Source organism: Pseudomonas sp. WS 5412 (genome assembly GCF_012985615.1).
GTDB lineage: Bacteria > Pseudomonadota > Gammaproteobacteria > Pseudomonadales > Pseudomonadaceae > Aquipseudomonas > Aquipseudomonas shahriarae.
On sequence record NZ_JAARMB010000029.1, the window covers coordinates 1 to 22,194 of the forward strand.

The following is a 22,194-nucleotide window of genomic DNA, read 5'->3' on the forward strand; positions in this document are numbered from 1 at the left end:
CCTTATCGGCGCTTTGGTGAAGGGGTGGGGCGAAGTCTCCCACGGTCTGTACTGGCTAGAGTCAGATGCTGGCTTTTAGTCCCACCACCCCTACAAGTCTAACCATACAAGCTGGCTTGCCTGCGATAGCGGCGGTGAATCCACCCCCTACTTGGAGAGAAACCGCATCCCCTCTTCAAGCCCGCGCAAGGTCAACGGATACATCTGGTCCTCAATCAAATCCCGCACGATATTGGTCGACGAGGTATAGCCCCAGGTGTCTTTCGGGTACGGATTAATCCAGATCAGCTTCTTGTACTTCTCCATGAAGCGCTGCATCCACACATACCCCGGCTCTTCGTTCCAGTGCTCCACGCTGCCACCGGCCTGGGTGATTTCGTAGGGGGCCATGGCCGCGTCGCCGATAAAGATCACCTTATAGTCGGCGCCGTACTTGTGTAGCAGGTCCTGGGTCGAGGTGCGCTCGGAAGTGCGGCGCATGTTGTTCTTCCACACCGATTCATAAATGAAGTTGTGGAAGTAGAAGTACTCCAGGTGCTTGAACTCGGTCTTGCAGGCCGAGAACAGCTCTTCGCAAGTCTTGACGTGGGCATCCATCGAACCGCCGATGTCGAACAGCAACAACAGCTTGATCGTGTTGCGCCGTTCCGGGCGCATCTGGATATTCAGCAGGCCGGCGTCACGGGCGGTGTGGTCGATGGTGCCGTCGATATCCAGCTCTTCGGCTGCACCCTGGCGCGCAAACTTGCGCAGGCGGCGCAGGGCCACCTTGATATTGCGCGTGCCCAGTTCCACCGAGTCATCGAGGTTCTTGTACTCGCGCTGGTCCCAGACCTTGACCGCCTTGCCCTGGCGCTTGCCGGCATCGCCCACGCGAATGCCCTCGGGGTTGAAGCCGCCGGAACCGAACGGGCTGGTGCCGCCAGTACCGATCCACTTGTTGCCGCCGGCGTGGCGCTCCTTCTGTTCCTCCAGGCGTTTCTTGAACTCTTCGATCAGCTTGTCCAGGCCGCCCAGGGATTGAATCTGCGCGCGCTCTTCATCGCTCAGCGAACGCTCGAACTCCTTGCGCAACCAGTCTTCGGGAATCAATGCCTGCAAGTGGTCGTCGAGTTTCTCCAGGCCATTGAAGTAGGCGCCGAAAGCCCGGTCGAACTTGTCGAAGTGGCGTTCGTCCTTCACCAGGATCGCCCGGGACAAGTAATAGAACTCGTCCATGTCAGCGAAGGTCACCCGTTGTTTCAGGGCGTTGATCAGGTCCAGCAGCTCACGTACCGAGACCGGCACCTTGGCTGCACGCATTTCATTGAACAGGTTGAGCAGCATGGCAAAAGCCCTTATCGAGTGCCGCGACGGCTCATGAACGCCAGGCGCTCAAGCAGTTGCACATCCTGCTCGTTTTTCACCAGGGCGCCGGCCAGGGGCGGGATGGCCTTGGTTGGATCACGCTCGCGCAGCACCGCCTCGCCGATGTTGTCGGCCATCAGCAGCTTGAGCCAGTCCACCAGCTCGGAGGTGGAGGGCTTTTTCTTCAGGCCGGGGACCTTGCGCACGTCGAAGAACACGTCCAGCGCTTCGCTGACCAGGTCTTTCTTGATGTCGGGGTAATGCACGTCGACGATTTTCTGCAGGGTGGTGCGGTCGGGGAAGGCGATGTAATGGAAGAAGCAGCGACGCAGGAAGGCGTCCGGCAGCTCTTTCTCGTTGTTGGAGGTAATGATGATGATCGGGCGCTTCTTGGCCTTGATGGTCTCGTCGATTTCGTAGACGTAGAACTCCATCTTGTCGAGTTCTTGCAGCAGGTCGTTGGGGAACTCGATATCGGCCTTGTCGATCTCGTCGATCAGCAGGATCACCCGCTCCTCGGACTCGAAAGCCTCCCACAGCTTGCCTTTCTTCAGGTAGTTGCGTACGTCATGGACCTTGTCCACGCCCAGTTGCGAGTCGCGCAGGCGGCTGACCGCATCGTATTCATACAGGCCCTGGTGCGCCTTGGTGGTGGACTTGATGTGCCAGGTGATCAACCGCGCGCCAAACGATTCGGCCAGTTGTTCGGCAAGCATGGTCTTGCCGGTGCCCGGCTCGCCCTTGACCAGCAGCGGACGCTCCAGCGTGATGGCAGCGTTGACAGCCAGTTTCAGGTCATCGGTGGCAACGTAGGCCTGGGTGCCTTCGAACTTCATTTCTCAATCCTCGAACATGACGCCGGTAGTCAGCATGCCTGCGACTATAGCGCGCAGCCCCGGTGACTGTGAACGCAGACGGGTTATTCAGTCTCTGAATGACCAGTCACGCCAGGGTCACTCCGCACTGGGTTTGGGTTGTTCGTAGCGGGCGTTGAATGCCTGGACGAAACCATTGCGCAAAATCTGCAAAAACGCCTGGAACGCGCTGATATCTTGCTGGTGAACGCTGCCGCTGAGTTCCACCCGGGTGGCGAACTGGTTTTTGCTCTGGTTCTTCAGCACGGTTTCGCTGGCACCGACCACGGCTTCCCAGATCGAGCGGAAAATCCCCTTGTCCTGGTTCTCCACGTCCTGTTGCCAGTCAAACACCTCCACATCCCGCAGCAGCGGTTTGATATAGCCGGTCAATTGGGCTTTTTCAGCCTGGGCTTCAATCACCACGTCGCCGGTGCCGGCATTGAAGTCGAACTTGCCGTAGGCCGAGGCGAAGTCGTTCATGCGCTTGAGCTGGATATCACGGGCGCGCAAGCGGAACTCGAAGTCTTCAAAATTGCTCAGCGGGTCGAAGGTCGCGCTGGCTTCCAGCGGCGCATGCCCCAGTAACAGGGCCTTGCCGTCAAAGCGCGCATCGCGCTTGCCTTCGACGTCCACCACGTTGGTCAGGTTGTAGAAGCTGGCATTGACCTGGGTGGCGCCCATATTGACCGGCGGCTTGGAGCTGAAGTTGTGGAAGGAGATCTTGCCGTCGTCGATCCGCACTTCGTTGAGGGTGATGGGCAGCAGCTTGCCCAGTTGGGCGCGCCAATCGGTGCCGCGACCGGTCTGGGACGCCTGTTTGTTGGCGCCGCCGTCGACGAAGTTGAGTTCCGGCTTGACGAATTGCACTTCGGCCACCACCGCGTGGTCGTACCATAAGGAATGCCAACTGACCGACAAGTCGATCACTGGCGCCTTGACGAACGGCACGGGCACCTTGCCATCGACCTTGACGATCTGCAGGCCATTGATCCGGTACGCGCCGCGCCACAGGGCCAGGTCGACATCGGTCACCTGGCCACGGTAGTCGCCCATGTCGGCGAGTTTTTCATTGAGGTAGTTGCGCACCAGGTAGGGCAGGGCGATATCCAGTGCCACCAGCACGACCACCAGCCCGGCGACCGTCCATATCGGCCAACTGTAGCGACGCTTCATAGGTTATTCCTCCCTGTGTATAGGCGATTGACTACACAGGCAGCGGCAACGTTCCTCGACTGGACGCCTTGGAGTACGAGGCATACCCTTGTTGCCTTCCTGAAAACCGCCTAAAGGACCCCGCCATGAGCCGCATTTTTGCAGACAACGCGCACTCCATCGGTAACACGCCCCTGGTTCAGATCAACCGTATCGCGCCCCGTGGCGTGACCATCCTGGCCAAGATCGAAGGGCGTAACCCTGGGTATTCGGTGAAGTGCCGGATCGGCGCGAACATGATCTGGGACGCGGAAAGCAGCGGCAAACTCAAGCCGGGCATGACCATCGTCGAGCCGACCTCAGGCAACACCGGGATTGGCCTGGCCTTTGTCGCCGCGGCCCGTGGCTACAAATTGTTGCTGACCATGCCCGCGTCCATGAGTATCGAGCGGCGCAAGGTGCTCAAGGCCCTGGGTGCCGAACTGGTGCTGACCGAGCCGGCCAAGGGCATGAAAGGCGCCATCGAGAAAGCCAGTGAAATCCTTGCCAGCGACCCGGCGACCTATTTCATGCCGGCCCAGTTCGACAACCCGGCCAACCCGGCCATCCACGAAAAAACCACCGGCCCGGAAATCTGGAACGACACCGATGGCGCGGTGGATGTGCTGGTGGCAGGCGTTGGCACGGGCGGGACCCTCACGGGTGTATCGCGCTATATCAAAAACACTGCAGGCAAGCCGATCCTCTCGGTGGCGGTGGAGCCCATCAGCTCGCCGGTGATTACCCAGGCGTTGGCTGGCGAAGAGATCAAGCCCAGCCCCCACAAGATCCAGGGGATTGGCGCGGGTTTTGTGCCGAAGAACCTTGATCTGTCGATGGTGGACCGGGTGGAGTTGGTCAGTGACGACGAATCCAAGGCCATGGCCCTGCGGTTGATGCAGGAGGAAGGCATCCTGTGCGGGATTTCCTGTGGCGCGGCCATGGCGGTGGCGGTGCGTCTGGCCGAAAAACCGGAAATGCAGGGCAAGACCATCGTGGTGATCCTGCCGGACTCCGGTGAGCGCTACCTGTCGAGCATGCTGTTCAGCGATCTGTTCACCGATCAGGAAAACCAGGCCTGAGGTTGCAGGTGTCGGTGTACCGAAATCGGGTTGATCCATATCAGCCCGGTTTTATGCCTCATATGCATAATTGATTGCTCGCCGCGGGCCCCTTAAAACGGATTGTTGGATAACGCGGGTTTTTCCTCCGGCCCGGAGTGTTTATCATGGCCGGCTGCTATGTCTGGTTTCCCGCTGCCGGGAGGCTATTTCCAGGAGTTGCTGCATGACCTTTTCTTTGGCCGCCAAGCTGTCGGTGCTGTTGCTGTTTATCGGCAGTACGCTGTACGTGCATTTGCGCGGCAAGGCACGTTTGCCGGTGCTGCGCCAGTTCGTCAACCATTCGGCGTTGTTCGCCCCGTATAACGCCTTGATGTACATCTTCTCGGCGGTGCCGTCCAAGCCCTACCTGGACCGCAGCAAGTTCCCCGAGCTGGATGTGCTCAAGGACAACTGGGAAGTGATTCGCGACGAGGCCATGCACCTGTTCGACGAAGGCTATATCCGCGCCGCCGAGAAGAACAACGATGCCGGTTTTGGCTCGTTCTTCAAGAAAGGCTGGAAGCGCTTCTACCTCAAGTGGTACGACAAACCGCTGCCGTCGGCCGAGCTGCTGTGCCCGAAAACCGTGGCCCTGGTCAGCAGCATCCCCAACGTCAAGGGCGCCATGTTTGCGCTGTTGCCCGGTGGCAGCCACCTCAACCCCCATCGCGATCCGTTCGCCGGCTCCCTGCGCTATCACTTGGGGTTGTCGACACCCAATTCCGACGACTGCCGCATTTTCGTCGATGGCCAGATCTACGCCTGGCGTGATGGCGAAGACGTGATGTTCGACGAAACCTACGTGCACTGGGTAAAGAACGAAACCGAGAAGACCCGGGTGATTCTGTTCTGTGATATCGAGCGACCACTGAGCAACCGGCTGATGACCCGCATCAACCGTTGGGTCAGTGCCCAGCTAGGCCGTGCAACCGCGCCACAGAACCTGGATGACGAGCGTGTGGGCGGGATCAACCAGGCCTACGCCTGGAGCAAGAGCTTCAGCGATCGCTTCAGTGGGGTGGTCAAGCAGTGGAAGCGCAAGCATCCCAAAGCCTATCGCATCATGCGGCCGGTGTTGGCGGCGGTGGTGGTTGTGGCGTTGGTGTATTGGTTATTTGGCTGATGGGTTCAAAAAAACCGCTCGTATGAGCGGTTTTTTTATACGTTCTCCCATGCAGCCTCCACAATTGATCATTAATTGAACATGTTTTCGAAGCTATTTGTTCTCTACCGCTATCACAAGCCTGCCCCGTGAATCGAAGTCAAAGCCCAGGTTTTGATAGAGGGGAGATGCGTCGATGCAGTAGCAAGGCGTAAGGCTTTGGATCGGTAGAGCTGGTATCGCAAGGCGCCGCGTGTTTTTGGCATTGGCGGTCATGCGTCGAAAGTCTCCTTAAGTGGAGTGCGTTGGTTTTTCCCAAGGCTAGAGGTGGTTTCTCAACGTGTCCTTACTGGCCTTTTGGCAAAGCCATTGCAAAGCGTGTCGCCGGCTGGTTATAGTCGGCGCCAGGTGTTTCGCAGCACCTTTCATCCCTTCAAAAAAGATCAGCCCATGCCTGCATCCCCATGCATAGCGGTAGTCGATTCAGCGGTCAACGCTGCGGTCGTGCCGTGCGGGAATCAGCAGCCTGTGCAGATCAGTCATTACCCCCCACCTGTCAGTAGCACGCCGGTGTACGCAGTCGTATCACCGCCGGGCGTTGGCGTTTCGGGCTGATCAGCAGACCGCTGTTCCCCGTTGCCCGCCTGTACCGAACCTACTGAATTTCAGCCTTGGCTGAGTTGGCTTTTTGCCTGACTACAGGTGTTCTTATGTCTGTTATTTCGAAACAATCCGTGGCCGCGGCGGCCTCGACGAGCCTGTTTGTCCTGCTGTGGAGCAGCGGGGCGATTTTCTCCAAGTTGGGCCTGGCCCATGCGTCACCCTTTGCCTTCCTGTTGATTCGCTTTGCCATTGCCCTGGCGGGCCTGGTGCTGCTGGTGCCGATCCTCAAGCTGCAGTTGCCGCGCGCGGGCAAACCGCTGTGGTATGCGGCGGCCACCGGGCTGGTGCTACTGGGGGCCTATCAGATTTTTTATCTGCTGGCCCTGGACCTGAAGGTCACCCCCGGCGTGATGGCGACCATCATGGGTGTGCAACCGATCCTCACCGTGGTGCTGATGGAGCGCCAGCGTTCATGGCGCCGGATGTTCGGCCTGGCGTTGGGCCTGGCGGGCCTGATCATGGTGGTGTACCAGGGCATCGGTCTGGCCGGCATGTCCCTGGCCGGCATGCTGTTTGGTTTGCTGGCGCTGGCGAGCATGACCCTGGGCTCGATCATGCAGAAGCGCATCACCGATAACCCATTGGGCACCTTGCCGGTGCAGTACCTGGCGGGCTTGTTGCTGTGCGCAGTGTTCGTGCCGTTCCAGCCCTTTGCTTTCGAGCACAACAGCGGCTTCTACCTGCCGGTGCTGTGGATGGGGCTGGTGGTGTCTGTGTTGGCGACGCTGCTGCTATACCGCCTGATTGCACGGGGTAACCTGGTGAATGTCACCAGCCTGTTCTACCTGGTGCCGGCAGTCACTGCGGTGATGGACTACCTGATCTTCGGCAATCGGCTGGCAGTGCTGAGCGTGCTGGGGATGGGTTTGATCATCATTGGGTTGGTATTCGTCTTCCGTAAAGCATGATCCCCCTGTGTAGGAGCCGGAAGCCGGCTCCTACACAGCTTTGATCAATTTCCCCGGCCGCAGCACCAGCCACAATGCCCCCGCGATCAACATCCCGCCATACAGGTGCGCCATGGACAATGGCTCATCCAGCAGCAACGCCCCCCACAACACGCCGAATGGCGGAATCATGAAGGTGACCGTCATCGACTTCACTGGCCCGATGGAGGTCAGCAAACGGAAGTACAAGATGTAGGCGAACGCCGTACACAGCAGCCCCAGGCCCAGCAACGACAACCACACACTCCAGCCGCCCCAACTGGCCGGCGGATGGCTGATGGCGTTCCAGCCAAACCAGGGTAAGAGAAACAATGTGGCGCCGAGCATGCTGCCCAGTGCTGAAAGACGGCTGTCCAGGCCACCCTGTTGATCCAGCCAGCGGCGCGCCAGGAAGCCGGCGAAGCCGTAGCAGGTGGTGGCCAACAGGCAGGCGAGGGCGCCCATCAGCAGTTCCAGGTCAAATGCCACCGGCCCGGCCCGCGTCAGGATGCCTACGCCGAACAGCCCCAGGCACACCCCGGCGATTTTCGAGGGGGTCAGCCGTTCATGGAAAAACAGCCCGCCAATCAACACCCCCATCAACGGCGTCGTCGCATTGAAAATCGCCGAGTAACCCGCCGGCAAGACCTGGGCCGCCACCGAATACATGGTGGCGGGGATCCCCGAGTTGATCACCCCCAGCAACAGCACGGTCTTGAACTTGCCCTGGAAGTCCCAGCGCACCCGCAGTAGGGCCAGGATCACCAGCAGGCCGGCGGCGGCTATCGAAACGCGGAAAAACGCCGTGGGCAGCGTACCGATTTCCGGTGCGATGATTCGCATGAACAAAAAGCTCGCGCCCCAGATGGCGGCCAGTACCAGCAGGTACAGGGTGTCGACAGGTCTCACGGACAACTCCTTCTTAACCAGGGCGAGAGTGTTGCCCAGGGGACTGCCTGACACAATCTTTTACGTATCCACTGCACAATAAAGCGCGTCACCCTGCCACTGAGGTGCACGGCCCGGGTTTGAAGCCCCTCTATCCGGGACACAGCTCCCAGCAAAAATTGTACTTCTCCTGGCTGCGGACACTGGCTAATCTCAGGTCTTCCGAATGCCCGCAGAGGTCTCCGACATGCCGCAGCAAACGTCTGCCATCGACACCGCGCAGTCCATCGCCCAGATGATCCTCGATGGCTTCGACGATTACCGCGAACACTTTCGCCAGATCACCGACGGCGCCCGTGAGCGTTTTGAAAAGGCCCAGTGGCAAGAGGCGCAAACTGCCTCGGCGGCGCGGATCAACCTGTATGAAGAGAAGGTCGGCGAAGTCACCACGCGTTTGCGGGCTACCTTCGACGAGGGCGCGCTGCTGGATATCCAGTCCTGGCCCCTGGTCAAGAGTGCCTATATCAGCCTGATCGACCTGCGGTTTGACGATGAGCTGTCCGAGACCTGGTACAACTCGATCTTTTGCGGGCTGTTCAGCCACGACCTGATCAGCGACGGCTGCATGTTCATCCATACCACCCGCCCGAGCCTGCGCCGCGCCCGTGCTGCGCAAACCCGTACCTACAAGCCCCAGGGCCAACTGGCGGGCATGCTCGAGCAGATCTTCAGCGACTACCGCTTCAGCGAGCCCTACGCCGACCTGCCCGCCGACCTGCAGCGCCTTGAAGCACAACTGCGCGAGAACCTGCCGGACTGGGTGTGCAAGGATCCGGACCTCAACGTCGAGCTGTTTTCCTCGGTGCTCTATCGCAACAAGGGCGCGTACCTGGTGGGCCGCCTCTACACCCGCGATGAACAGTGGCCGCTGGTGATTCCGCTGCTGCACCGCGAAGGGCAGGGTATCCGCATCGACGCGTTGATCACCGATGAAGCCGATGTGTCGATCATCTTCTCGTTCACCCGCTCCTATTTCATGGTGGATGTGCCGGTGCCGGCGGAATTCATCGGCTTTCTCAAACGCATCCTGCCGGGCAAGCACATCGCCGAGCTCTACACCTCCATCGGCTTCTACAAACACGGCAAGTCGGAGTTCTACCGGGCGCTGATCAACCACCTGGCCAGCACCGATGACCAGTTCATCATGGCCCCGGGCGTGCGCGGGATGGTCATGAGCGTGTTCACCCTGCCGGGTTTCAACACGGTGTTCAAAATCATCAAGGACCGTTTCTCGCCATCGAAAAACGTCAACCGCGCCACGGTGATCGAGAAGTACCGCCTGGTAAAAAGTGTCGACCGGGTCGGGCGCATGGCCGACACCCAGGAGTTTGCCGACTTCCGTTTCCCCTTGAGCAAATTCGAGCCTGAATGCCTGGCCGAATTGCTGGAAGTGGCTGCCGGCACGGTCGAGGTGGAAGGCGATACGGTACTGATTCGTCACTGCTGGACCGAGCGGCGCATGACCCCGCTCAACCTCTACCTGGAGAACGCCAACGAGGCCCAGGTGCGCGAAGCCCTCGAAGACTACGGCCTGGCCATCAAGCAATTGGCGGCGGCGAATATCTTTCCCGGCGACATGCTGCTGAAAAACTTTGGCGTCACCCGTCATGGTCGCGTGGTGTTCTACGACTACGACGAGATCTGCTTCCTCACCGAAGCCAACTTCCGCCATATCCCGGCACCGCGTACCCCGGAAGATGAAATGGCCTCCGAGCCCTGGTACTCCATCGGCCCGCTGGACGTGTTCCCCGAAGAGTTCCCGCCATTTCTGTTTGCCGATGCCGGGCAACGGCGTTTGTTCGATGAGTTGCACGGCGAGTTGTACAACGCCGACTACTGGAAAGGCCTGCAGGAGGCGATTCGGGCGGGGAAGGTGATTGATGTGTTCCCGTATCGGCGCAAGGGCCTGGATAACGAATAGGGGCTAAACCCTGTGGGAGCTGTCGAGCCCCGGCGAGGCTGCGATAGCGCTGGGCCTGGCAGCATTGATGTTGGCCGTGCCGCCGTCATCGCAGCCTCGCCGGGGCTCGACAGCTCCCACACGTGATTTACGCGGCCTTTAACGTTGTGTGCGCTTTTCTGCCACAATTGCCGGCCGTGCATAAATAGACGACCTTCAAAGTACCTGATGACTGACCAAGCGCCCGCTATCGACCAACTCCTGAAAAACCTCGATCACGCCATGCTCGCCGACCGCCACCGCTTGCGTCGGCAGTTGCTTGAGCTGCGCAAGAAGCCCGATGAGGAGAAGCTGGCGCAGTGGGTGGCGCGCATGCAGGCGTCCTGTGCCCAGGTCACGGCGCGCGCGGCCAGCGTGCCGCAGGTCCGCTATGACGACAGCCTGCCCATCGCCGCCAAGCGCGACGAGATCAAGGCGGCGTTGCTCAAGCATCAGGTGCTGATCATCGCGGGCGAAACCGGCTCGGGTAAAACCACGCAGTTGCCGAAGATCTGCCTGGAAATCGGTCGCGGCCAGTACGGCTTGATCGGCCATACCCAGCCCCGGCGGATCGCCGCGCGCAGTGTGGCGAGCCGGGTTGCGGAAGAGTTGGCCACCCCGCTGGGGGCGCTGGTGGGCTATCAGGTGCGGTTCGAGGACCAGAGCGACGCCAACACCCTGATCAAGCTGATGACCGACGGCATCCTGCTGGCCGAAACCCAGAACGACCGATACCTCGAGCGCTACGACACAATCATCGTCGACGAAGCCCACGAGCGCAGCCTGAACATCGACTTCCTGCTTGGTTACCTGAAGACCCTGCTGCCACGCCGCCCGGACCTGAAAGTCATCATCACCTCGGCGACCATCGACCTGGAGCGTTTTTCCAAGCACTTCGACGATGCGCCGATTGTCGAGGTCTCCGGGCGCACGTTCCCGGTGGAAACCTGGTATCGCCCGCTGACCCTGGAGCAGGACGAGGAAGGCAACCGCGTCGAAGACGACTTGACCGTGGACCAGGCGATCCTTGCCACCCTTGATGAAATCGCCGCCTTTGAACGCAGCGAGCGCAAGAGCCCAGGCGATGTGCTGGTGTTCCTGCCCGGTGAGCGCGAGATCCGCGATGCCGCCGATATGCTGCGCAAGGCCCAGCTCAAGCACACGGAAATCCTGCCGTTGTACGCGCGCCTGTCGCCGGCCGAGCAGCAGCGCATTTTCCAGTCCCATCCGGGGCGGCGCGTGGTGCTGGCAACCAACGTCGCGGAAACCTCGCTGACGGTACCGGGCATCCGCTATGTGATCGACAGCGGCACCGCGCGCATCAGCCGCTACAGCTACCGGGCCAAGGTCCAGCGCCTGCCGATCGAGGCGATCTCCCAGGCCAGCGCCAACCAGCGCAAGGGCCGCTGCGGCAGGGTCGAGCCGGGCATTTGTGTGCGCCTGTTCAGCGAAGAAGATTTTATCGGGCGCCCGGAATTTACCGACCCGGAGATCCTGCGCACTAACCTGGCGGCGGTGATTCTGCAGATGCTGCACCTGCGCCTGGGTGAAATCACCGACTTCCCGTTTATCGAGCCGCCGGATGGCAAGGCCATCAGCGATGGCTTCAACCTGCTGCAGGAACTCTCGGCGGTGGACCGTAACAGCCAGCTGACACCCCTGGGCCGGCAACTGGCGCGCCTGCCGGTGGACCCGCGCATGGGCCGCATGCTGTTGGAAGCGGCCAAGCTCGGCAGTTTGCAGGAAGTGCTGATCGTCGCCAGTGCCATGTCGATCCAGGACCCGCGCGAGCGCCCGCCGGAGCGCCAGCAAGCGGCCGACCAGGCCCACGCGCAATGGAAGGATCCCGATTCGGACTTCGCCGGGCTGGTCAATCTGTGGCGCGGCTTTGAAGAGCAGCGCCAGGAACTGACCGCCAGCCCGCTGCGCAACTGGTGCCGCAAGAACTTCCTCAATTACCTGCGCCTGCGTGAGTGGCGTGACTCCCATCGCCAGTTGAGCCTGATCTGCCGTGATATGCAGCTGACGGTCAACAAGGAACCGGCGGACTTCGCGAAACTGCACAAGGCGGTGCTGTCCGGCCTGTTGAGCCAGATCGGCCAGAAAACCGAAGACGGCGACTACCTCGGCGCCCGCCAGCGGCGTTTCTGGATTCATCCGTCATCGGGCATCGGCAAGAAGCGCCCGCAATGGTTGATGACCGCCGAACTGGTGGAAACCACAAAGCTGTATGCGCGCATGGTGGCCAAGATTGATGCCGACTGGATCGAGCCATTGGCCGGGCACCTGATCAAGAAAAACCACTTCGAACCCCACTGGGAGAAGAAGCGCGGCCAGGTCGTGGCCTTTGAACAGATCACCCTGTTCGGCCTGATAGTGGTGGGGCGCCGGCCCGTGCATTACGGGCCGGTGGACCCCGTGGTGTCCCGCGAGCTGTTTATCCGCGAAGGCCTGGTGCGTGGCGAGATCCAGTCCCGGGCCAAGTGCCTGACTGCCAATCAACAGCTGCTGGAGCAATTGGACGAACTGGAAGCCAAGGCCCGGCGCCGCGATATCCTGGCTGACGAAGAAACCCTGTACGCCTTCTACGACGCGCGCCTGCCGGCAGAGATCCACCAGACGGCGACCTTCGACAGTTGGTACAAGATCACCAGCCAGAAAGACCCGCAACTGCTGATCATGCGCGAAGAAGACGTGCTGGCCCGCGAAGCCAGTGAAGTCACCGCCGCCCATTACCCCGACACCTTGCACCTGGGCGACCTGGCCCTGGCCTTGAGTTATCACTTTGAACCCAACCACCCGCGCGACGGTGTGACCTTGCGCGTGCCCGCACCGCTGTTGCCGGCCTTGCCCGCCGAGCGTCTGGAGTGGCTGGTGCCCGGGCTGATCGAAGCCAAGTGCATTGCCCTGGTGCGCAACCTGCCCAAGGCCCTGCGCAAGAACTTCGTGCCGGTGCCGGACTTCGTCAAGGCCGCGCTGCAACGGATCGAATTTGCCCAGGGCTCGCTGCCCCAGGCGCTGGGGCGTGAGCTGTTGCGCATGACCGGCGCGCGGGTCAGCGACGAAGCCTGGAGCGAAGCCGCGCAGCAGGTGGAAAACCACCTGAAGATGAACCTGGAAGTGGTCGATGCCCAGGGCAAGTTCCTCGGTGAGGGCCGTGACCTGGCAGCGCTGACTGCGCGGTTTGTCGAAGCCAGCCAGGCCGCCCTGGCAGTGCCGCAAACTGCCAAAAGCCAGCAGCCGGTGGAGGCCAAGGTCTTCGCGGCGGTTGCCGAGACTACCCAGCAGAAGATTGCGGGCCTGTCGATGACGGTGTATCCGGCGCTGGTAGAAGAAAACGGCACGGTCAAGGAAGGACGTTTCTCCACGGCCGCCGAAGCCGAGTTCCAGCATCGCCGCGCCTTGCAGCGCTTGTTGATGCAGCAATTGGCCGAGCCGGCAAAATTCCTGCGCGGCAAGCTGCCGGGCCTTACCGAGCTGGGGCTGATGTACCGCGAGCTGGGACGTATCGACGCCCTGGTGGAAGACATTTTGCTGGCCAGCCTCGACACCTGCGTGCTGGAAGGCGAGGCCAGCCTGCCCCGGGATGGCGCGGGCCTGGCAGCCCTGGCCGAGCGCAAGCGTGGTAGCTGGACCGAGCACGCTGAACGCCTGGCGCGCCTGACCCTGGAAGTATTGAAGCTGTGGCATGGCCTGCAAAAACGTTTCAAGGGCAAGATCGACCTGGCCCAGGCCGTGGCACTCAACGATATCAAGCAGCAACTAAGCAACCTGGTGTACCCGGGCTTTGTGCGCGAAACCCCGGCGCAGTGGTTCAAGGAACTGCCGCGCTATCTCAAGGCCATCGAGCTACGCCTGGAAAAACTGCCCAGCCAAGTGCAGAAGGACCGGGTCTGGAGCAGCGAGTTGAGTGGTCTGTGGAGCCAGTACCAGACGCGCCTGAACAAGCACACCCAGGAAGGCAAGCGCGATCCGCAGCTGGCGCTTTACCGCTGGTGGCTGGAGGAATACCGGGTGTCGTTGTTTGCCCAGCAGTTGGGCACCAAGGCACCGATTTCCGATAAGCGCTTGAGCAAACAGTGGAGCCAGGTCGAACCTTGACCTGTAGTGCCGGGGGCGGGTGTGCGCGTGACAGGCGCCAAACCCCCCGGTTTATGGCAAACTTCGCCGCTATAAATGCCGGGATCGTCTAGATTGGCTGTATCAGCCTCGACGCGCCGGGACAAAGCGTTTCCCCGTTTGATGTCCGCGCGGCGGACTAGAGCGACTTACGGTTTGGTACGAAGGTACCAATCCCTTCTGCCTGAACAGATTTAGAGGAACGACCGTGCATAACGTCGTCATCAGCGGCACAGGCCTGTACACCCCGGCCAACAGCATCTCCAACGAAGAGCTGGTGCAGTCTTTCAATGCTTACGTTCAACAGTTCAATGCCGACAACGCCGTGGCCATCGAGCAGGGCGACGTTCAGGCGTTGACCGAATCCAGCGCCGCCTTTATCGAAAAGGCTTCGGGTATCAAGAGCCGTTTTGTCATGGACAAGGACGGCATCCTCGACCCCAAGCGGATGACCCCCCGCCTGCCGGAGCGCTCCAACGACGAGTGGTCGATCCTCTGCCAGATGGCCGTGGGCGCCGCCGAGCAAGCCCTGCAGCGTGCCGGCAAGACCGCCGCCGATATCGACGGGGTGATCGTCGCCTGCTCCAACCTGCAACGCGCCTATCCGGCCATTGCCATCGAAGTCCAGGAAGCCCTGGGCATCCAGGGTTTTGGTTTTGACATGAACGTGGCGTGTTCTTCGGCGACTTTCGGTATCCAGAACGCCTGCAACAGCATCCAGCTGGGCCAGGCCCGTGCGATCCTGATGGTCAACCCGGAGATCTGCACCGGCCACCTGAACTTCCGTGACCGTGACAGCCACTTCATCTTTGGCGACGCGGCGACTGCGGTGATTCTGGAGCGTGCCGACCTGGCGACGTCCGAGCACCAGTTCGACGTGGTGAGCACCAAGTTGCTGACCAAGTTTTCCAACACCATTCGCAACAATTTCGGCTTCCTCAACCGCGCGGCGGAAGAGGGGATTGGTGCACCCGACAAGCTTTTCGTGCAAGAAGGCCGCAAAGTCTTCCGTGATGTCTGCCCGATGGTTGCCGAATTGATCGGCCAGCACCTGACGGAAAACCAGTTGAGCGTTACCGATGTGAAACGCTTCTGGCTGCACCAGGCCAACCTGAGCATGAACCATCTGATCGTCAAGAAGCTGCTGGGCCGTGAAGCCGAGATCGAAGAAGCACCGGTGATTCTCGATACCTACGCCAACACCAGTTCGGCAGGTTCGGTGATTGCGTTCCACACCTACCAGGACGACCTGCCCAAGGGCGCGCTGGCGGTACTCAGCTCGTTTGGCGCCGGGTATTCGATTGGCAGCGTGATCCTGCGCAAGCGCTAAGAGCCAGGCAACTGCGGTCACGTCTTGCACAATGAGGTTTTGAATGGCAGCAGCCGACGACGCGCACCTGCTTGAACGCCTGCTCAAGGGTGAGCAGCAGGCCTACAAGGAGTTGGTCACCACCTACCAGAGTGCGATGCGTGCGGTGGCCTACGCCATCGTTGGCCAGCGCCATGCCGACGAGGTGGTGCAGGACGCCTGGCTCTCGGTGGTGCGCAGCCTTGCCCGGTTTGAGGGGCGTTCCAGCCTCAAGACCTGGCTGCTGACCATTACCGCCAACTCGGCCAAGGGGCGCTACAAGCAGAACCGTCGCGAGGTGTTGCTGGACGACCTGCCGTCGCCCCACGGCACCATTGGCGATGAGCGCTTTGCCGCCGGCGATGAGCATTGGCTGATCGCGCCCTTTGCCTGGCACCAGGACACTCCCGAGGCGCTGCTCACCGAAAACGAGCTGCGTGAGTGTCTGGAGCACACCTTGCTGAGCCTTTCCGAGCTGCAAAGCAGCGTGCTGCTGTTGCGCGAGCGCCAGGGGCTGGAGCTGGAGGAGATTTGTAATCTTCTGCAGATCTCGCTCTCCAATGTGCGTGTACTGCTGCACCGGGCGCGGCTTAAAGTCTTCGCTACGGTGGAGCATTTCGAGGAAACCGGCGAATGTTGACCTGCAAAGAACAAGTGGCGCGCTCCAGCGATTTTCTCGATGGGCAACTGACCTTTCGTGAGCGCCTGTTGATGCGCCATCACTTGATGTTTTGTGCCAATTGCCGGCGCTTCATTCGCCAGATGCGCCTGATGCAGGCCACCTTGCGCCTCCTGCCCGAACCGCCGGTGAGCGATGCCGAGGCGTTGGCTGAACGCCTGGCTTCGGAGCGTAAACGCAACTCCTGACCCCAGAGCTGTCTGCGCTTCCCAAGGCCTGCGACGTCATTGTCGTGGGTTTTTTTACGTCGTTGAAAAGCCTTTCGGTGAAAAACATTGCAGGTTTGTAAGTTTTTTTCACCTTTTTTTTACCTGGCATTTCTCGTACTTTTTCTGCTCAAACCCACGCCGGCCGTAGCGTTGCGCTTATTCCCGGTGGTTGTAAGAAAGTTCCCCTGTAATAAAATATTTATCTTGCGGCAACTTGTCTGAAATATCCCCTCGCCAAGATCCCCTCCCAACACCAGCGGGCCAGAACCCGTGTGTTTTCCAACGCAAAAGACCACCAATTAGGGGAATTCTTCGATGATCCGTAAGCACTTCGCCGGTTTCGCGGCCAGCGCCCTGGCCCTGGCCGTTACCGCCCAGGCTTTCGCTGGTACTGTCACTACTGACGGCGCCGATATCGTTGTCAAAACCAAGGGCGGCCTTGAGGTTGCTACCACCGACCAGAACTTCAGCTTCAAGCTGGGTGGTCGCTTGCAAGCCGATTACGGCACATTTGACGGCTTTTACACCAAGAACGGTGACTCGGGCGACGCTGCTTACTTCCGTCGCGCCTTCCTGGAACTGGGTGGCACCGTCTACAAGGATTTCAAATACCAGCTCAACTACGACTTCTCCCACAACTCGGGTAACTCCGACGACGGTTACTTCGACGAAGCGTCCATGTCCTATGTGGGCTTCAAGCCGGTGACCATCCGCGTCGGTCGCTTTGACCCGGATTTCGGTCTGGAAAAAGCCACCAGCTCCAAGTGGATCACCGCCATGGAGCGTAACTCGGCTTACGAGGTTGCAGACTGGGTCAACACCCACGAAAACGGCATGGGCATCCAGGTCAGCGGCACTGCGGCTGATATGTTCTACGGTTCCGCCAGCCTGGCTTCCAAGGACATCAACGACGAAGACGGCAAGGGCGTGAAGCAATTCAACGGCCGTATCGTGTTGGCACCGATGAACAAAGGCGGCAACGTCCTGCACTTCGGCTTGAACCTGGCGGCACGTGACCTGAACGACGCCGCCTTCGACTCGCGGATCCGTCCGCGTCTCGGCGCCCGTGGTGTAGCAACTACCGGTGGTAACGATGCCGGCTCCAACGGCAACCGCGCGACCTTCGGCGGTGGTGTGGGCCTGAACGCCAGCAACCTGACGGCGGTTGGCGCCTACGATACCGACACGGTATTCGGGGGTGAATTTGCCTTCGCCAGCGGCCCATTCTCGGTGCAGGCTGAAGCCCTGAGCCGCAAGATGAAAGCTGACAGCAATGCCTACCAGGACGTGAAAACCAGCGGTTTCTACGGCCAACTGGCCTACACCCTGACCGGCGAATCCCGTGCCTACAAGCTCGACGGCGGCAAGTTCGACGCCATCAAGCCTGAGAACAAGCAGTACGGCGCCTGGGAAGTGTTCTACCGCTACGACAACATCAAGGTTGACGACAAAAACATCGTCGTCAGCAGCGCTACCCGCGAAACCGGCGATGCCAAGGCCAACGTCAACACCCTGGGTGTGAACTGGTACGCCAACGAAGCGGTCAAGCTGTCCTTGAACTACAGCAAGGTCAGCACCGACAAGATCACCAACGCCAATGGCGATGACAGCGGTGATTCCATCGTCGGTCGTGTGCAGTACGTGTTCTAAGCAACGGTCATACCGCTCCAACGCGCTCTTTCTTCATCCGTTAAAGCGCGATCCTCTTTTTTACCCCGCCGATTGGCGGGGTTTTTTTTTGCTGCCCGCGCGGGCGGCGGGTTCTGTCAGAATGGCCTGAATATTGTGAGCGAGCGTTTACCGTCGGGGAATGGCATGCCGTTGAAACGTTTGAATAGCCTGTCCGAAGTATCGCCTGATGAATGGAACGCGTTGGTCCCCGAGGATCAGCCGTTTCTGCGCCATGCCTTCCTCAGTGCGCTGGAAGACAGTGCCAGCCTTGGCCGGCATTCTGGCTGGCAGCCGGAGCACTTGCTGCATTACGAGGGAGAGCGGCTGGTGGCGGCGCTGCCCAGCTACCGCAAATGGCACTCTTATGGCGAATACGTGTTCGACCATGGCTGGGCTGACGCTTGCGCACGCGCGGGCATCGAGTACTACCCCAAACTGCTGACAGCAGTGCCTTTCAGCCCGGTCAGCGGGCCGCGCTTGCTGGTGGCCAATGGTGCGGACGGCCTGGAGTTGCTCCAGAGCCTGCCTGGTTACCTGGAAATCGAAGGCCTTTCCAGTGCCCATATCAACTTCACCGATGCCCTGGCCGATGCTGCCCTGGGCCAGCAACCCGGTTGGCTTGCGCGTCTGGGTTGCCAGTTCCACTGGCAGAACCGCAGTTATCGCGACTTCCAGGACTTCCTCGACGCCCTGAGTTCGCGCAAACGCAAACAGATGCGCAAGGAGCGCGAACAGGTCGCGGGGCAGGGCATCGAGTTCGAGTGGCTGCAAGGTCATGAGCTGAGCGAGGCCCAGTGGGATTTTGTCTACGCCTGCTACGCCAACACCTACGCCGTGCGCCGGCAGTCGCCATACCTGACTCGCGCGTTTTTCAGCCTGCTGGCCGAACGCATGCCGCAGGCGATACGGGTGGTGCTGGCCAAGCAAGGGGCGCGGCCGGTGGCCATGGCGTTCAGCCTGGTGGGGGGCGACAGCCTATATGGCCGCTATTGGGGCTGCCTGGGCGAATTTGACCGGCTGCATTTCGAGACCTGTTTCTATCAAGGCATGGACTACGCGATCGCCAATGGCCTGCAGCGTTTCGACGCCGGGGCCCAGGGCGAGCACAAGTTGATTCGTGGGTTTGAGCCGGTGATTACCCATTCCTGGCACTACTTGCGCCATCCAGGCTTGAAAACCGCTGTGGCGGATTTCCTGGAACGCGAGCGGGTGGGGGTTCTGGCGTATGCCGAGGAGGCGCGTTTGGCGTTGCCTTATCGACAGGTGTAGGAGCCAGCTTGCCGGCGATGACGGTGTATCTGCCCATGATGTGCTGGCAGGGAGTCCGTTATCGCCGGCAAGCCAGCGTCTACAAGGTGCATTGCGGTTGGATCAGGCCTTTTCTTCCTTGCCTAACCAACGGTAGGTGATGCCACCTATCACCGCGCCAAGGATCGGCGCCAGCCAGAACAGCCACAGTTGCTGGATTGCCCACCCGCCGACAATCAGCGCAGGGCCGGTGCTGCGGGCCGGGTTGACCGAGGTGTTGGTGACCGGAATGGAGATCAGGTGGATCAGCGTCAGCCCCAGGCCAATGGCGATGGGCGCCAGGCCAGCAGGCGCACGACGGTCGGTGGCGCCGAGGATGATCAGCACGAACATCGCGGTCATCACCAGTTCAGTGACAAACCCCGCCGCCATTGAATAGCCGCCCGGCGAATGTTCACCGTAACCATTGGATGCCAGCCCCGCCGCCAGTTCGAAACCCGGTTTGCCGCTGGCGATGAAGTACAGCAAGGCCGCCGCCACCACGCCGCCAATGACTTGCGCGACGATATACGCAGGCATCTCCTTGGCCGCAAACCTGCCGCCGACCACCAAGCCTACGGTGACTGCCGGGTTGAGGTGACAGCCGCTGATATGGCCAATGGCAAATGCCATGGTCAACACGGTAAGCCCGAAGGCCAGCGATACACCCAGCAGGCCGATTCCGACATCCGGGAAGGCTGCGGCCAGAACGGCACTCCCGCAGCCACCCAACACCAGCCAAAACGTACCCAACCCTTCCGTAACGGAACGTCTGAACAGAGACATGAACGCGTCCTTCTAAATCAACGGGTGTGATGCTTCCCTGCAGTCTGATGTCAGGGCCCTCCTGGACCCTGATTGCAGTACAGCAGGATTGTGATACACGGCCAGCAAGATAGAAAAAACTGTCAGAATTGTTCGGAATTGATAGCGCCGTTAGTAGTCCGAAATCAGTCGATACCTACGAAACCTCCGGTCTGGTGCTGCCACAATCGCGAGTACAGGCCGCCATGTGCCAGCAACTGGGCATGGCTGCCACTCTCGGCGATCTGGCCTTTTTCCAGGACCACCAACCTGTCCATTCGGGCAATCGTGGACAGGCGGTGAGCGATGGCGATCACCGTCTTGCCTTGCATCAGGGTTTCCAGGCTTTCCTGGATGGCCGCTTCCACTTCCGAGTCCAGGGCCGAGGTCGCTTCGTCCATGATCAGGATCGGTGCGTCCTTGAGCAGGACCCGGGCGATAGCGATGCGCTGGCGTTGCCCGCCGGAGAGTTTCACCCCGCGCTCACCGACGTGGGCATCCAGGCCAATCCGGCCCTCGGCGTCCGACAGCAGCGGGATAAATTCGTCGGCGCGGGCCTTGCGGATCGCGTCCCAGAGCTCTTGGTCAGTGGCATCGGGCTTGCCATACAGCAAGTTGTCGCGGATCGAGCGGTGCAGCAGCGAGGTGTCCTGGGTAATCATGCCGATGCGCTCGCGCAGGCTTTCCTGGGCCACTTCGGCAATGTTCTGGCCGTCGATCAGGATGCGTCCGCCTTGCAGGTCGTAGAGGCGCAGCAGCAGGTTGACCAGGGTCGATTTGCCGGCGCCGGACGGGCCAATCAGGCCGATCTTCTCCCCCGGTTTGATGACCAGGTTCAGGCCACCGATGATGCCGCTGCTCTTGCCATAGTGGAAGTCGACCTGTTCGAAGCGCACTTCGCCGTGGGGCACGCTCAGGCGCGGGGCGTTTTCGCGGTCGATCACCGCCAGCGGCTGGGCGATGGTTTTCAGGCCGTCCTGGACCATGCCGATGTTCTCGAAAATGCCGTTGACCACCCACATGATCCAGCCGGACATGTTGACGATGCGGATCACCAGGCCGGTGGCCAGGGCAATGGCACCGACCGAGATCAGCGACTGCGTCCACAGCCACAGGGCCAGGCCGGTGGTGGTGACGATCAGCAGGCCGTTCATGGTGGTGATGACCACGTCCATGCTGGTGACCACGCGGCTGGCCAGCTGGGTTTTTTCGGTCTGCTCGATGATCGCTTCCTTGGCGTACTCCTGTTCGGACTGGGTGTGGGCGAACAGCTTCAAGGTGGTGATATTGGTGTAGCCATCAACGATGCGGCCCATCAATTTGGAGCGCGCCTCGGACGAGATGACCGAGCGTTCCTTGACCCGTGGCACGAAGTAGCGCAGCGCCAGGCTGTAGGCGATGATCCAGGTGACCAGCGGGATCATCAGGCGCCAGTCGGCTTCGGCGAACAGCACCAGGGAGCTGATGGCGTAGATTGCTACGTGCCAGATGGCATCGACGGCGGCCACGGCCGAGTCGCGCAGCGAGTTGCCGGTCTGCATGATGCGCTGGGCAATACGCCCGGCGAAGTCGTTCTGGAAGAAGTTCAGGCTCTGCTTGAGCACATAGCTGTGGTTCTGCCAGCGGATCAGGCTGGTCATGCCGGGGCTGATGGTCTGGTGCACCAGCAAATCGTGCAGGGCACCGAAGATCGGGCGCAGCAGCAAGGCAACCACGGCCATCCAGATCAACTCGGTGGCGTGGATCTGGAAGAAGTTGGCCGGCGGCGTGCCTTGGGCCAGGTCGATGATGCGGCTCAGGTAGCTGAACAGCGCCACTTCAATCAGCGCGCCGATCAGGCCCACCACCAACAGCGCGGCAAAACACGGCCACACCTGGCGCAGGTAATAGAGGTAGAAGGGTAGGACTTTATCCGGAGGTGCCGCGCTGGGAGCGTCGCGGAAGATGTCGATCAGTTGTTCAAAACGACGATAGAGCATTAGGTCTGACGCCCGCCGGGCG

Annotated in this window: 16 protein-coding genes; 10 read left to right on the top strand and 6 right to left on the bottom strand. The window is 60.6% G+C overall.

Going from position 1 to position 22,194, the window contains the following annotated elements; translation table 11 throughout:
* Positions 1-147: 147 nt before the first annotated feature.
* From HBR94_RS26095 to HBR94_RS26105, 3 genes are all read right to left on the bottom strand, one after another.
* Complete coding sequence (locus tag HBR94_RS26095) at positions 148-1,326, bottom strand: VWA domain-containing protein (protein ID WP_170045785.1); 1,179 nt, start codon at positions 1,324-1,326, stop codon at positions 148-150.
* An 11-nt stretch (positions 1,327-1,337) separates the two neighbouring features.
* Positions 1,338-2,183: a MoxR family ATPase gene (locus HBR94_RS26100; RefSeq protein WP_029292347.1), complete on the bottom strand. Its 846-nt coding sequence runs from the start codon at positions 2,181-2,183 to the stop codon at positions 1,338-1,340.
* Positions 2,184-2,300: 117 nt separating this feature from the next.
* Positions 2,301-3,377, bottom strand: a complete 1,077-nt coding sequence (locus HBR94_RS26105) for a DUF748 domain-containing protein (protein ID WP_170045787.1) — start codon at positions 3,375-3,377, stop codon at positions 2,301-2,303.
* Between the two features lie 125 nt (positions 3,378-3,502).
* On the opposite strand from HBR94_RS26105, the gene cysK reads away from it, so the two are divergent.
* From cysK to HBR94_RS26120, 3 genes are all read left to right on the top strand, one after another.
* Positions 3,503-4,477, top strand: a complete 975-nt coding sequence (gene cysK / locus HBR94_RS26110) for a cysteine synthase A (protein ID WP_057958819.1) — start codon at positions 3,503-3,505, stop codon at positions 4,475-4,477.
* Between the two features lie 205 nt (positions 4,478-4,682).
* Positions 4,683-5,621, top strand: a complete 939-nt coding sequence (locus HBR94_RS26115) for an aspartyl/asparaginyl beta-hydroxylase domain-containing protein (protein WP_057441260.1) — start codon at positions 4,683-4,685, stop codon at positions 5,619-5,621.
* A gap of 689 nt (positions 5,622-6,310) precedes the next feature.
* Positions 6,311-7,171 carry a DMT family transporter gene (locus HBR94_RS26120; protein ID WP_057958820.1) on the top strand — a complete coding sequence of 287 codons (861 nt, stop codon included), beginning with the start codon at positions 6,311-6,313 and terminating at the stop codon, positions 7,169-7,171.
* A 30-nt stretch (positions 7,172-7,201) separates the two neighbouring features.
* On the opposite strand, the gene HBR94_RS26125 is transcribed toward HBR94_RS26120, so the two are convergent.
* Positions 7,202-8,098 carry a DMT family transporter gene (locus HBR94_RS26125; RefSeq protein ID WP_170045789.1) on the bottom strand — a complete coding sequence of 299 codons (897 nt, stop codon included), beginning with the start codon at positions 8,096-8,098 and terminating at the stop codon, positions 7,202-7,204.
* Positions 8,099-8,324: 226 nt separating this feature from the next.
* Here HBR94_RS26125 and aceK point away from each other — a divergent pair, with 226 nt between their 5' ends.
* The 7 genes from aceK (at position 8,325) to HBR94_RS26160 (ending at position 19,371) form a co-directional block, all read left to right on the top strand.
* Complete coding sequence (gene aceK, locus HBR94_RS26130) at positions 8,325-10,058, top strand: bifunctional isocitrate dehydrogenase kinase/phosphatase (RefSeq protein WP_057441325.1); 1,734 nt, start codon at positions 8,325-8,327, stop codon at positions 10,056-10,058.
* A gap of 207 nt (positions 10,059-10,265) precedes the next feature.
* Positions 10,266-14,177, top strand: coding sequence for an ATP-dependent RNA helicase HrpA (hrpA, locus tag HBR94_RS26135; protein ID WP_057958822.1), 3,912 nt, complete (start codon positions 10,266-10,268; stop codon positions 14,175-14,177).
* 226 nt (positions 14,178-14,403) lie between these two features.
* A complete protein-coding gene (locus tag HBR94_RS26140) occupies positions 14,404-15,525 on the top strand; it encodes a beta-ketoacyl-ACP synthase III (RefSeq protein ID WP_057958823.1) in 1,122 nt (373 codons plus the stop codon).
* Between the two features lie 43 nt (positions 15,526-15,568).
* Positions 15,569-16,183 carry an RNA polymerase sigma factor gene (locus HBR94_RS26145; protein ID WP_057441254.1) on the top strand — a complete coding sequence of 205 codons (615 nt, stop codon included), beginning with the start codon at positions 15,569-15,571 and terminating at the stop codon, positions 16,181-16,183.
* Positions 16,177-16,410, top strand: a complete 234-nt coding sequence (locus HBR94_RS26150) for a zf-HC2 domain-containing protein (protein WP_057441249.1) — start codon at positions 16,177-16,179, stop codon at positions 16,408-16,410. Before HBR94_RS26145 ends, HBR94_RS26150 begins: the two co-directional genes overlap by 7 nt.
* A gap of 336 nt (positions 16,411-16,746) precedes the next feature.
* Entirely contained in the window at positions 16,747-18,081 is a 1,335-nt protein-coding gene (locus HBR94_RS26155) for an OprO/OprP family phosphate-selective porin (RefSeq protein WP_057441247.1), read from the top strand.
* A 165-nt stretch (positions 18,082-18,246) separates the two neighbouring features.
* Entirely contained in the window at positions 18,247-19,371 is a 1,125-nt protein-coding gene (locus tag HBR94_RS26160; protein ID WP_170045791.1) for a GNAT family N-acetyltransferase, read from the top strand.
* Between the two features lie 102 nt (positions 19,372-19,473).
* On the opposite strand, the gene aqpZ is transcribed toward HBR94_RS26160, so the two are convergent.
* Positions 19,474-20,175 (bottom strand): aquaporin Z, encoded by a 702-nt coding sequence (gene aqpZ, locus HBR94_RS26165; RefSeq protein WP_057441240.1) that lies wholly within the window; start codon positions 20,173-20,175, stop codon positions 19,474-19,476.
* A 164-nt stretch (positions 20,176-20,339) separates the two neighbouring features.
* On the bottom strand, positions 20,340-22,172 hold the full coding sequence (locus HBR94_RS26170; RefSeq protein ID WP_057441238.1) for an ABC transporter ATP-binding protein: 1,833 nt from the start codon (positions 22,170-22,172) through the stop codon (positions 20,340-20,342).
* Positions 22,173-22,194 lie beyond the last annotated feature (22 nt).

What these genes read in the sequence shown, in the direction of transcription:
- HBR94_RS26095 (WP_170045785.1), bottom strand. Translation starts at nt 1,326, where the DNA reads ATGCTGCTCAACCTGTTCAATGAAATGCGTGCAGCCAAGGTGCCGGTC.
- HBR94_RS26100 (WP_029292347.1), bottom strand. Translation starts at nt 2,183, where the DNA reads ATGAAGTTCGAAGGCACCCAGGCCTACGTTGCCACCGATGACCTGAAA.
- HBR94_RS26105 (WP_170045787.1), bottom strand. Translation starts at nt 3,377, where the DNA reads ATGAAGCGTCGCTACAGTTGGCCGATATGGACGGTCGCCGGGCTGGTG.
- cysK (WP_057958819.1), top strand. Translation starts at nt 3,503, where the DNA reads ATGAGCCGCATTTTTGCAGACAACGCGCACTCCATCGGTAACACGCCC.
- HBR94_RS26115 (WP_057441260.1), top strand. Translation starts at nt 4,683, where the DNA reads ATGACCTTTTCTTTGGCCGCCAAGCTGTCGGTGCTGTTGCTGTTTATC.
- HBR94_RS26120 (WP_057958820.1), top strand. Translation starts at nt 6,311, where the DNA reads ATGTCTGTTATTTCGAAACAATCCGTGGCCGCGGCGGCCTCGACGAGC.
- aceK (WP_057441325.1), top strand. Translation starts at nt 8,325, where the DNA reads ATGCCGCAGCAAACGTCTGCCATCGACACCGCGCAGTCCATCGCCCAG.
- hrpA (WP_057958822.1), top strand. Translation starts at nt 10,266, where the DNA reads ATGACTGACCAAGCGCCCGCTATCGACCAACTCCTGAAAAACCTCGAT.
- HBR94_RS26145 (WP_057441254.1), top strand. Translation starts at nt 15,569, where the DNA reads ATGGCAGCAGCCGACGACGCGCACCTGCTTGAACGCCTGCTCAAGGGT.
- HBR94_RS26150 (WP_057441249.1), top strand. Translation starts at nt 16,177, where the DNA reads ATGTTGACCTGCAAAGAACAAGTGGCGCGCTCCAGCGATTTTCTCGAT.
- HBR94_RS26155 (WP_057441247.1), top strand. Translation starts at nt 16,747, where the DNA reads ATGATCCGTAAGCACTTCGCCGGTTTCGCGGCCAGCGCCCTGGCCCTG.
- HBR94_RS26160 (WP_170045791.1), top strand. Translation starts at nt 18,247, where the DNA reads ATGCCGTTGAAACGTTTGAATAGCCTGTCCGAAGTATCGCCTGATGAA.
- aqpZ (WP_057441240.1), bottom strand. Translation starts at nt 20,175, where the DNA reads ATGTCTCTGTTCAGACGTTCCGTTACGGAAGGGTTGGGTACGTTTTGG.
- HBR94_RS26170 (WP_057441238.1), bottom strand. Translation starts at nt 22,172, where the DNA reads ATGCTCTATCGTCGTTTTGAACAACTGATCGACATCTTCCGCGACGCT.